At 46.5% G+C, this 9,811-nt stretch carries 13 protein-coding genes; 7 read left to right on the plus strand and 6 right to left on the minus strand.

Annotated elements, in window-relative coordinates; genetic code table 11:
- Positions 1–17: 17 nt before the first annotated feature.
- The 3 genes from rsmD to A1359_RS21010 are packed head-to-tail and all read right to left on the minus strand — an operon-like array spanning position 18 to position 3,294.
- On the minus strand, positions 18–569 hold the full coding sequence (gene rsmD, locus A1359_RS21000; RefSeq protein ID WP_066988066.1) for a 16S rRNA (guanine(966)-N(2))-methyltransferase RsmD: 552 nt from the start codon (positions 567–569) through the stop codon (positions 18–20).
- Positions 570–572: 3 nt separating this feature from the next.
- Positions 573–1,919: a M16 family metallopeptidase gene (locus tag A1359_RS21005; protein ID WP_066988069.1), complete on the minus strand. Its 1,347-nt coding sequence runs from the start codon at positions 1,917–1,919 to the stop codon at positions 573–575.
- Positions 1,909–3,294: a M16 family metallopeptidase gene (locus A1359_RS21010; protein ID WP_066988071.1), complete on the minus strand. Its 1,386-nt coding sequence runs from the start codon at positions 3,292–3,294 to the stop codon at positions 1,909–1,911. Before A1359_RS21010 ends, A1359_RS21005 begins: the two co-directional genes overlap by 11 nt.
- 64 nt (positions 3,295–3,358) lie before the next feature.
- Between A1359_RS21010 and cyoE the strand changes: the two genes are divergently transcribed.
- Together cyoE and A1359_RS21020 are read left to right on the plus strand one after the other, a co-directional pair.
- Positions 3,359–4,291, plus strand: coding sequence for a heme o synthase (gene cyoE, locus A1359_RS21015; RefSeq protein ID WP_269747953.1), 933 nt, complete (start codon positions 3,359–3,361; stop codon positions 4,289–4,291).
- Positions 4,288–5,289, plus strand: coding sequence for a glycosyl transferase family protein (locus A1359_RS21020; RefSeq protein WP_066988075.1), 1,002 nt, complete (start codon positions 4,288–4,290; stop codon positions 5,287–5,289). Before cyoE ends, A1359_RS21020 begins: the two co-directional genes overlap by 4 nt.
- Here the strand turns inward: A1359_RS21020 and A1359_RS21025 are convergent.
- On the minus strand, positions 5,281–5,913 hold the full coding sequence (locus tag A1359_RS21025) for a PilZ domain-containing protein (protein WP_066988077.1): 633 nt from the start codon (positions 5,911–5,913) through the stop codon (positions 5,281–5,283). The genes A1359_RS21020 and A1359_RS21025 overlap by 9 nt on opposite strands.
- A gap of 60 nt (positions 5,914–5,973) precedes the next feature.
- Between A1359_RS21025 and A1359_RS21030 the strand changes: the two genes are divergently transcribed.
- Both A1359_RS21030 and A1359_RS21035 read left to right on the plus strand, forming a co-directional pair.
- Positions 5,974–6,546 (plus strand): transglycosylase SLT domain-containing protein, encoded by a 573-nt coding sequence (locus tag A1359_RS21030; RefSeq protein ID WP_232322432.1) that lies wholly within the window; start codon positions 5,974–5,976, stop codon positions 6,544–6,546.
- Between the two features lie 96 nt (positions 6,547–6,642).
- A complete protein-coding gene (locus A1359_RS21035) occupies positions 6,643–7,062 on the plus strand; it encodes an FKBP-type peptidyl-prolyl cis-trans isomerase (protein WP_408606570.1) in 420 nt (139 codons plus the stop codon).
- 54 nt (positions 7,063–7,116) lie between these two features.
- On the opposite strand, the gene A1359_RS21040 is transcribed toward A1359_RS21035, so the two are convergent.
- Both A1359_RS21040 and A1359_RS21045 read right to left on the minus strand, forming a co-directional pair.
- Entirely contained in the window at positions 7,117–7,731 is a 615-nt protein-coding gene (locus tag A1359_RS21040; RefSeq protein WP_198159425.1) for an OmpA family protein, read from the minus strand.
- The gene (locus A1359_RS21045; protein ID WP_232322439.1) at positions 7,731–8,180 is read right to left on the minus strand and encodes a FecR family protein; all 450 of its coding nucleotides are present in this window, start codon (positions 8,178–8,180) and stop codon (positions 7,731–7,733) included. Before A1359_RS21045 ends, A1359_RS21040 begins: the two co-directional genes overlap by 1 nt.
- A 152-nt stretch (positions 8,181–8,332) precedes the next feature.
- On the opposite strand from A1359_RS21045, the gene coaD reads away from it, so the two are divergent.
- The 3 genes from coaD (at position 8,333) to A1359_RS21060 (ending at position 9,611) form a co-directional block, all read left to right on the plus strand.
- Positions 8,333–8,818: a pantetheine-phosphate adenylyltransferase gene (gene coaD, locus A1359_RS21050; RefSeq protein WP_066988082.1), complete on the plus strand. Its 486-nt coding sequence runs from the start codon at positions 8,333–8,335 to the stop codon at positions 8,816–8,818.
- A 3-nt stretch (positions 8,819–8,821) separates the two neighbouring features.
- Complete coding sequence (locus A1359_RS21055) at positions 8,822–9,067, plus strand: YfhL family 4Fe-4S dicluster ferredoxin (protein ID WP_066988084.1); 246 nt, start codon at positions 8,822–8,824, stop codon at positions 9,065–9,067.
- A 295-nt stretch (positions 9,068–9,362) separates the two neighbouring features.
- On the plus strand, positions 9,363–9,611 hold the full coding sequence (locus A1359_RS21060) for a hypothetical protein (RefSeq protein ID WP_066988091.1): 249 nt from the start codon (positions 9,363–9,365) through the stop codon (positions 9,609–9,611).
- Positions 9,612–9,811: the final 200 nt, after the last annotated feature.

Consider the following 9,811-nt stretch of genomic DNA (forward strand, 5'->3'; position numbering starts at 1 on the left):
TTCATGCGCATTCCTAACTATAAATTTTGATACAGATTGAAACTGACGTCGCCGGCAATTTTGTGTTTGAGCAGTTGCCAGTTTTCTGGCAACTGCTGCAATTGTAGTTTGCGCTCAACTTCAAGATAAATTTTGCCATACGGCGCCAGCAAACCCGCCTCAGCCAATTGCTGACAAGTGGGTTGCAGCAAACCTTGAGCAAACGGCGGATCCAGAAAGATCAAATCGAATGACTCGTTGCAATTTTTTATAAATAACTGCACATCGTTTTGTACAACGTCTACTGTATCGCTGGCTAATAAACCACAGTTTTGTTTTAATTTTTGACAGGTTTTGGGATTATTTTCCACCATCACCACGCGTTTGGCGCCGCGTGAGGCGGCTTCAAACCCCAAAGCGCCGCTGCCGGCGAACAAGTCCAGACAGTGACTGTTGGCTACATCAAACTGCAACCAGTTAAATAAAGTTTCCCTGACTCGTGCTGGCGTCGGCCGCAACCCCGGCGCATCGTCAAAAACGATGTGCCGGCTGCGCCACTCGCCGCCAATGATGCGCAGCTTGCCGCTCATGCTTTATTTCCCGTCGACCGCCGTGGATGCTGGATGTGCGGCAGAGGGCCCGGAGCTCTCGCCGCCGACCGCCACAGTTTGCAGCCATTCCGGGCGTATACGGCGCTGAAATGCATCCTTAATCTCCGCTACCGTTACCGCATCAACCTTAGCTGGAAATTGATCCAGATAATCTAAAGGTTGTTGATAAAAACCTATCATACTGACGTATTCGGTCAGTTTGCTGTTGTTATCGGTACGCAAAGCAAAGCCACCGGTGATGTTTTTCTTTGCCGCCAGCAATTCAGCTTCAGTAGGACCGTTCTTGATAAAATCATCCAGCGTTTCGTCCATCACCTGAATTGCTTGCTCGGTTTGATCGTTTCGGGTTTGCAAACTCATGACAAAAGGCCCTTCCCGAAATAGCGGCATGAATTGACTGGAGGCGCTATAGGCCAATCCACGTTTTTCCCGCACTTCATCAAACAGTTTCGACACCAGGCTACCGCCGCCCAAAATGTGATTACCCACGTACAACACAAAATAATCCGGATCTTTGCGATGAGTACCCGGCATACCCGATAACACATGGGTTTGTGTCGACGGAAAATCGATATGCTGTGTGGTGGCATGAGTCGGCATTACTACCGGCGGGATTTCTGCCGGCTTTTCACCGACTGGCAAATCAGCCATTAATTTTTCCGCCAGCTGTTGGGCTTGTTGCTTTTCCAGATCGCCGACAATAACCACAATGGCATTAGATGCAACGTAATACTTTTTATAAAACGTTTTCAGGTCGTCGGCTTCGAAGCCAGCCACGGTTTCCACCATACCTTCTTCGGGGTGTGCATAGGGATGATCGTGATACAACGCTTTGCTAAACGCAATACTGGCCAATGCACCAGGCGATTCTTCTCTATGCTTTAATCCTGCCAGGGTGCGACTTTTTTCGCGTTGAAAATCATCTTCGTTAAAACGCGGCTGCGTCAGAATTGTCTGAAAGGTGGCGAAGGCTTTGTCAAACAAGGCTTTTTCAGTCAAGCTACGCATGGATAACCAAGCCATATCTTCGGAAATGCCAGCCGAAAAAGCCGCACCAACCGACTCAAAGCGATTGGCAATTTCATCGGCATTCCAATCTCCCGCACCAGTATCCAGCATGGCAGAGGTTAACGCCGCTACGCCAAACTGGGCATTGTCGCGCGCACTGCCCGCATCGAATACCACCCGAATATCAACCATAGGCAAGCTGGGCGTTTGTACAAAATAAACCCGAGTACCTTGTTCGGTTTGCCAATGTTGAATATTGACATTGGCTTGGCTAGCCTGGCTTAACAATAACAGACACAAACCTATCAAATTAAAACGCATGACGACCTCCAGTCGATTTGCCAGCTTTAGGTGTTTCGGTAATGGGTTGCGGATCCAAATAAGCCACCGTGAGGGTATCTTCTAGCAGATATTTCCGCGCTACCTCCCGAACTTGCTCAGCGGTAACCTTATTGATGTTTTGCACGTACTCATCGGCTGTTTGCCAGCCTATACCCACTGTTTCCAGCATTCCTAGTTGCATGGCTTGATAAAAATTAGAGTCTTTTTGATAAATGTCGTTCGCCAATACCTGCGCTTTGACGCGTTGCAGCTCGTCGGGGCTGACCAGCTCGGTTTGCAATTGATAAACCTCTTGCTTCAAAGCATATTCCAGATCAAACACGCTTTTGCCTTCCGCCGGCGTTGCTTCCAGCATGAACATATCTGACATTCTGGATGTCATGTCGTAGCCTGCTCCGGCAGATACTGCGATTTGCTGGCCACGAATCAAGCGGGAAGATAATCTAGCGCCATTACCGCCATCCAAAATACCCGCCAGCACCTCTAGTGCATAGGCTTCTGATACCGTCGGCGCAGTTTTTAAGACGGGCACTTTGTAACCCATCATCAAATAGGCCAGTTTAGCTGGCGCTTTAACGGTGATTTTCCGCACGCCTTTTTGCGGGATTTCGTCTTGTGGTTTTAACGGCTTAATATCACTAGGCTTTAAATTGGCAAAATACTGCTCGGCCAGTTTAAAAACTTGTTGCGCATCGACGTCTCCCACAACCACCAAAGTAGCATTATTCGGGGCGTACCATTGCTGATACCAAGCCTGCAGGTCTTCGACTTTGTAATTGGCAATATCAGAAGGCCAGCCTATCACCGGATTTTTATACGGACTGTTGACGAAAGCAACTGCGTTGAACTGCTCCTGCATTTTGGCCCGAGGTTTGTCTTCAGTGCGCATGCGGCGCTCTTCAGTGACGACCTGTAATTCTTTTTCCAGTTCTTCGGCTTTTAAATCCAGATTACGCATACGATCAGCTTCTAATTTAAAACTGATTTCCAGGCGGGATTTTTCCATGGTTTGAAAATAAGCCGTGTAATCGCTACCGGTAAAGGCATTTTCCTGACCACCATTTTCGGCGATGATGCGTGAAAACTCACCCGCCGGATATTGTTGGGTGCCTTTGAACATCATGTGCTCCAGCATGTGCGAAATGCCAGTGATGCCGCCCGGCTCATAACTACCACCGACTTTGTACCACACTTGCGATACCACCACCGGTGCCCGGCGGTCTTCTTTGACTAAAACTTTCAAGCCATTAGCTAATACTTTTTCCTGTACATTGCTAGCTTCAGCATGTGTAGACAAAGCCGGACAGAGCAATAGCAATGCCACTCCTTTCAGTTTATTCAATTCCAGTTTCATAAATCCCTCAGCGAAATAAAATTTGAACGCATGTGACGATTTCAATAATCAATGGTTCACTGTTATTCTATATGTTTATGCCCAAAAGAAACCATCTCGGACGCGAATGACAGACAAAAGCACCGTATTATCCTGGCGACACTATCTAGAACTCTGTAAACCCAGAGTTGTGGCTTTAATTGTGTTTACCGCCATTGTCGGCATGTTGTTGGCTGTACCGGGCTGGCCACCGTTAGACAACTTCTTTTACGGTACGTTTGGTATTGGGCTGGCAGCTTCCTCTGCCGCCGCCATCAATCATTTCATCGACCAAAAAGCCGATGGTCAAATGGCACGCACCCAAAACCGGCCTCTGCCTACTGGCGAATTAAACTCAAAAAATGTGCTGGTCTTTGCTGGCATCCTGGGCACTATCGCCATGTTGATTTTAGTCATTAAAATCAACGTGCTCACTGCGTTCCTTACCTTTTTGTCGCTGATTGGTTATGCGGTGATTTACACCGTCTACTTAAAAAAAATGACACCGCAAAATATTGTCATTGGCGGTATTGCCGGCGCCGCACCACCTTTATTAGGCTGGACAGCTATCACAGGTGAGATTCACCCGCATGCCTTGCTGTTGGTATTGATTATTTACGTCTGGACACCGCCGCATTTTTGGGCGCTAGCAATTGCCCGCCGTGAGGAATACGCCAAAGTCGCCATACCCATGCTGCCGGTCACTCATGGCGTGGAACATACCCGTTTGCAAATTCTGCTTTACACCATATTATTACTGATCACTGCTTTGCTGCCGTATCTAACCGGCATGAGTGGCTTGATTTATCTAGTCTCATCAATTTTACTCGGCTTAGGCTTTTTATATTACGCCGTGCAAATGATGCGAAAAAAAGACAATAAGACTGCCATGCGTACCTTCGGCTATTCGATTGTCTATCTGATGCTGATTTTTGCCGCCTTGTTGATTGATCATTACTTCCCACTTTCTCTATCATGACCCTAGCAGAACAAGAACATCCATTTGCCGAATTCATCAAAATTTTAGGTAAAGGCAAAAAAGGTTCCCGCCCGTTAACCCAGGACGAAGCCTATCGGGCCATGAAAATGATTTTGGCTGATGAAGTCATGCCAATTCAACTAGGTGCATTTTTAATGCTGATGCGCATCAAAGAGGAAACTTGCGAAGAGCTGGCAGGATTCGTATTGGCTGCCCGAGAAAGTTTTGCCTATACGCCCTCATTGGCCGTCGATTTAGACTGGTCATCCTATGCCGGTAAACGCCGCCACTTACCTTGGTTTTTATTGTCCACTTTATTACTGGCGGAAAATGGTATCAAGGTATTCATGCATGGTGCTGGCGGCCATACTCAAGGCCGGGTTTACACTGAAAATGTTTTGCAATGCCTTGGGATAACGCCAGCCCAATCTATGGCGGAAGCAGAACAACAATTAGCGAAGCAAAACTTCAGTTATTTATCGCTTGCGTCTATTAGCCCACAGCTTTACGACATGATCAACCTGCGGCCGCTGATGGGCTTGCGTTCGCCTGTACATACGCTGGTCAGATTATTAAACCCATTCAATGCCAGCCACAGCATTCAGGGTATTTTTCACCCCAGCTACCGGCAAGTACATCAAAAAGCCGCACTAATGCTGGGCGAACAGAATATGGCTGTTTTAAAAGGCGAAGGCGGCGAAACCGAACGCAATCCGGATGTTGAATGCTTGGTGCAAAGCGTGAAGCAAGGGGAGTTGATAGATGAGGTATGGCCAGCCTTATTTGCCCGTAGACACATGAAAGCCGAAGTACTGGAGCCAGAACTGCTAACGGCATTATGGCAAGATAAAATCAAAGATGAGTTTGCTGAGGCCAGCATAATCGGTACGGCCGCCGTGGCACTAAAACTATTGGGAAAAGCTGAGAACCAGGCGCAAGCATACGCTTTGGCAGAGCAGTTTTGGTCGCAACGTAATCGAGAAAATATGCTAAATTGACAGCGTTTGTCCGCTCATAACTTTTGGCTCTGCGCGAATGAAGTCGCGCTCAAGATGTACATAGCTCAAGCCTAAGAAAGTAGCATGTTGTTCTTTTTCAACCCAAAGCACTTCCGCTTCGCCCTGTATGTCTAATTGCTTAAAAGCAAACGGCAGCACATCTCCAGCGTCTACCTTAAAGCCTCCGGCTATCCGAACCATTAAACCATTTACCGATACATTTTCGGTTGTAAACTCAAACTCAAGGCCATCCAGTATAAGCTGACCCAGCTCGGTAATATTCCTACGATAAGCCCGACGCTGATACATCAGATTATCAACGTCATAGGATAAATTTCGAAACTCTATACCTATTTGCAAGCCCAGGTCATTCTCTTCCACCCTGACTGCTTCAGCTTCACCGGCTATACGAATGTCAGGCAAATAAATGTCCACTCGCGGAGAAACTTGCAGACTACGGAAAATGTCCTTAATCCGGCTAGCCGGGTGATTATCGCTTAATTGAGCAAGAAATCCGGTCAAAGATAAATTGATGACTTTGATGGGATATTCTGAAAACCCCAGATAAATCAGGCCATAGCTGCTAAGATTTTTACGATACGCTCGGTTTTCTGCGACTAACATTGCGTTCACCTACCAATAATTTAAATCGGGAGCTCAAATGTAATGACACCAAAACCCTTAATGATTATAAGCTTAGTTGCTTTATCTGCCTGCGCAACTTTACCGCCGAAAAACCCCAACAATATTTGCCAGATTTTTCGCGAAAAAGACGACTGGTATCAAGCTAGCTTAGATGCTGCCCGTCGCTGGGGTGTGCCTATTGCAGTACAGATGTCGATCATTAATCAGGAATCCAGTTTCATTTACGACGCCGAACCGCCACGTCCCACACTTCTGGGATTCATTCCCTGGTTTCGTAACAGTAGCGCTTATGGTTATCCGCAAGCCCAGGATGGCACCTGGTCAGATTATCAACAGCAAACCGGTAACCGCTGGGCGGACCGAGATGACTTTACCGACAGTTGTGATTTTGTGGCTTGGTATTGTGCCATCAGCGCCCGAAAGCTGGGCATTCCCACTTCAGATGCGCGTAATCTTTATCTGGCCTACCACGAGGGCCACTCTGGCTATCGCCGGCAAAACTTCCTGAAGAAACGCTGGCTATTGAATGTCGCGCAAAAAGTCGACCAACGGGCATGGATGTACGATACGCAATTAACCGTATGTCGACAAGAGTTGGAAAGCGAAAACTGATACACTTACGCGCTGTTTTTAAATCAGGAGCATCCCTTGAAAACCATTCGAAACCGCATCATTGCTACTTTAATCGCTTTTTTTATAGGATTTGTTATGTTCTCTATGGCCAACGCCACTACCCCCGCCGAAAATAAAGACATCGGTGAAAAATTTCTAGCCACTAACGCCAATAATGCCGGCGTTGTTACTACTGCCAGTGGTTTGCAATATGTTGTATTTACTGAAGGCACCGGCGCCTCTCCCAAAGCAACCGACAATGTAACTGTGCATTACAAAGGCACCACCCTAGACGGCAAAGAATTTGATAGTTCTTATGGCCGCGGTGCGCCAGCGACTTTCCCGCTTAACCGGGTGATTGCCGGCTGGACTGAAGGCCTGCAATTGATGAAAGAGGGTGCCAAATACCGCTTTTTCATCCCATCCAATCTAGCCTATGGCGAACGTGGTGCCGGTGGCGATATCGGACCGAATGCGGCGTTGATTTTTGATGTGGAACTGATCAAGGTCAACTGATTCAAAAAGAGCCGGTAAAATCAGTTTTACCGGCTCTTTGCTAGCTAAATTGCATTACCTAACCGTCACTTCAACCCGACGATTTTTCGCCTCAGCCGTGTTATCCGGCGTTGGAACCAACAAGTTCCTCTCACCATGTGAATCTATTGTGACTTTGCTGGCATCCGGCATAGCGTCTTGAAACAATTCCGCTACTGATTTAGCCCTTTCCAGACTCAGCTTCGCATTCAGCTGATCATCGCCTACGGTGTCCGTATGACCGATGACGGAAATATCGACTGCTGGACGTCGTTTGGTTATTTCATCAATAATTTTAGGCACATCAGCCCTAGACTCAGCTGTCAACGTGGTGCCACCACCCTCAAAATACAAATAATAAGACAAGGGCTTTTGCGGACTAGCCGCCAAGGCTGCGCCAAAATCCTCTTTAATCTGTTCTGCACTAACAGTAAAGGTCTTCCCGGCTTCTGTACCTAAATCCACCGCTTCTTGATTGTCTTCCAAAATAGTGGCGCCTTGTTGATTAGTGACTTGCACCTTACCCAGGCTGCCATCATCTTCTGCCAGTAATACCACGTAGGACTGCGAACAAGCGCTGAGCAGTAATAAACAACTGATTCCCAAATGTAAGCGAGATAGAGTTGCTGTTCTATGTTTATGCACACCCATTACTCTGCCTCCACCTTAGCTAAAAATCGTGTACCTCTGACACCTATGATGCCGGTCGGCGTTTTTACCGAAACGGCCTCCGGCCTTAGTTTTGCAATGACTCCGGAAATATACTGCAATGTGCCTTTAGCTAAACTCGCTACCAACTTCAGCTCGCCATTAGCCGGTGCAAACAGATATTCATCGATAGTGACTTCAGTATCCGGCCCCAAAGATACCATGGTATTATCCTTAAACGTCACGCCTAAGCTACCGTTTTCCCCCGTCTTTAAAACATTACCCAAATGCAAAGGTGTCCCAACTTCAGCGGCTATGATGCCATTTGACGATGAAATACTGGCTTCACCGGACTTAACCTTTACATAACCTATAGCGCTCTCATCAGCCCAGGCATGGGCTGACAACAAGCTTGCCATTAATGCTACCGTTAAAATTTGTTTTTTAATCACGATTGCTCCCGTAACACTGGATTGATTTTTAACTACTCAGGATAGTCAAGTTTTGTCCTAAAGAATATTGAAAATGCATCAAACGACTTTTGTAGACTGCTTTTATTGTGCGAATGCTTTAAAATCCGCGCTCGTAAAACAAAAACACGCACATGCAAATCACCGCAATTTACCCAGGGACTTTCGACCCGATTACTAATGGCCATCTGGATTTAATTCACCGAGCTTCTAAGCTTTATAGCAAAGTTATTGTTGCTGTGGCGGCCAGTCGTGGCAAACAACCCTTATTTTCTCTGCAAGAACGTGTCGATCTGATTGAAGGCGTTGTCGGTGAGCTTGCTAATGTCGAGGTCATAGGCTTTGACAATCTATTGGTCGAATGCGCAAAACAGCATCAAGCTAGCGTTATTCTGCGCGGTTTACGTGCGGTGTCTGATTTTGAATATGAATTTCAGATGGCTGGCATGAACCGTAGACTGGCACCGGATATCGAAACCTCTTTTCTGACGCCAGCCGAACAATACGAATTTATTTCATCCAGCATGATCAGAGAAATCGCCAAACTCAACGGCGATGTCTCCAGTTTTGTGCCGGAATCAGTAAAAATACAGTTAATTAAAAAATTTAGTGTGGAGTGACTTATGGCCCTGATTATTAGTGATGAATGCATCAACTGCGATGTCTGCGAACCCGAATGCCCAAATGGCGCGATTAGCCAAGGGAAAGATATTTATGTGATCAAGCCATCCCTCTGCACAGAATGTGTTGGGCATCATGATAAACCGCAATGCATGGAAGTCTGTCCAGTCGACTGCATTAGCATAGATCCTGATCACATTGAAGATCAGGCCGATTTGTACAAAAAGTACACGCAACTGATCAGCTAAACATTTTAGCCTTTCCGTGCAGAAAGCCGCCTTAACAGCTAAAGTGCAAGCCTGGCTTAATGTAACCTAACAAAATCACCAGGATGGGCATCCTTAATTGAGCCCAGCCTGCATTTTATAACAGCCACATGTAGCATATAGCTAGACACAGCAAGCTAACTGATTAGAATTTAATCAACCGGTGAGATACGTGGTATCGGCAAGCTGCAATGCGTTACAATCTGCAACAATTCCAGCCGTCAGCATTTTTAAACGGCAAAGTTTCCCTCTTTCAATCCTAACCTACGAGTACACCATGCCTGAAAATATTTCTAATAACGCTCTAATTCTTGCCCTGTTGTCTTTGAACGGTGAAATCGCCATTCAAAATGATTATCTGGAATCCGGAGAAATCCCCGAAGAAGAAGTCGAGAACGAGCAAGAAGTCCTGGGCGATCTGGAACAAGCTTTTATGGAGTTTGTTGATTTATACAAAGCTCGCAGCCGAAATGACCAAACCTTGCCTAGTCTGGAAGAGTTACTGGCTGGCGAAGAGGAAGAATAACTTTCGCTGATTAGCTTAAGCGCTCCGCCATCACTGTCACCCCTTTTTTGAACAAGAGGGGTGACAAGTGATTTAATGCTAAGACCTAACTTTGGTCGACTTAGGAATGCGCATGAAATAAGTTCGTCAGCTGTAGGTGCGATTTTATCCGCACTGTGCGGATAAATTCGCACCCACACAGGATTCTTGCATATGATATT

The sequence above is a fragment of the Methylomonas lenta genome (assembly GCF_001644015.1).
Classification (GTDB): Bacteria; Pseudomonadota; Gammaproteobacteria; order Methylococcales; family Methylomonadaceae; genus Methylomonas; species Methylomonas lenta.

Bases quoted from the DNA above. Each gene is read 5' to 3' on its own strand.
- A1359_RS21025 (WP_066988077.1), bottom strand. From the start codon at position 5,913: ATGTTAGTCGCAGAAAACCGAGCGTATCGTAAAAATCTTAGCAGCTAT.
- rsmD (WP_066988066.1), bottom strand. From the start codon at position 569: ATGAGCGGCAAGCTGCGCATCATTGGCGGCGAGTGGCGCAGCCGGCAC.
- coaD (WP_066988082.1), top strand. From the start codon at position 8,333: ATGCAAATCACCGCAATTTACCCAGGGACTTTCGACCCGATTACTAAT.
- A1359_RS21035 (WP_408606570.1), top strand. From the start codon at position 6,643: ATGTTCTCTATGGCCAACGCCACTACCCCCGCCGAAAATAAAGACATC.
- A1359_RS21005 (WP_066988069.1), bottom strand. From the start codon at position 1,919: ATGCGTTTTAATTTGATAGGTTTGTGTCTGTTATTGTTAAGCCAGGCT.
- A1359_RS21020 (WP_066988075.1), top strand. From the start codon at position 4,288: ATGACCCTAGCAGAACAAGAACATCCATTTGCCGAATTCATCAAAATT.
- A1359_RS21030 (WP_232322432.1), top strand. From the start codon at position 5,974: ATGATTATAAGCTTAGTTGCTTTATCTGCCTGCGCAACTTTACCGCCG.
- A1359_RS21040 (WP_198159425.1), bottom strand. From the start codon at position 7,731: ATGGGTGTGCATAAACATAGAACAGCAACTCTATCTCGCTTACATTTG.
- A1359_RS21060 (WP_066988091.1), top strand. From the start codon at position 9,363: ATGCCTGAAAATATTTCTAATAACGCTCTAATTCTTGCCCTGTTGTCT.
- A1359_RS21055 (WP_066988084.1), top strand. From the start codon at position 8,822: ATGGCCCTGATTATTAGTGATGAATGCATCAACTGCGATGTCTGCGAA.
- A1359_RS21010 (WP_066988071.1), bottom strand. From the start codon at position 3,294: ATGAAACTGGAATTGAATAAACTGAAAGGAGTGGCATTGCTATTGCTC.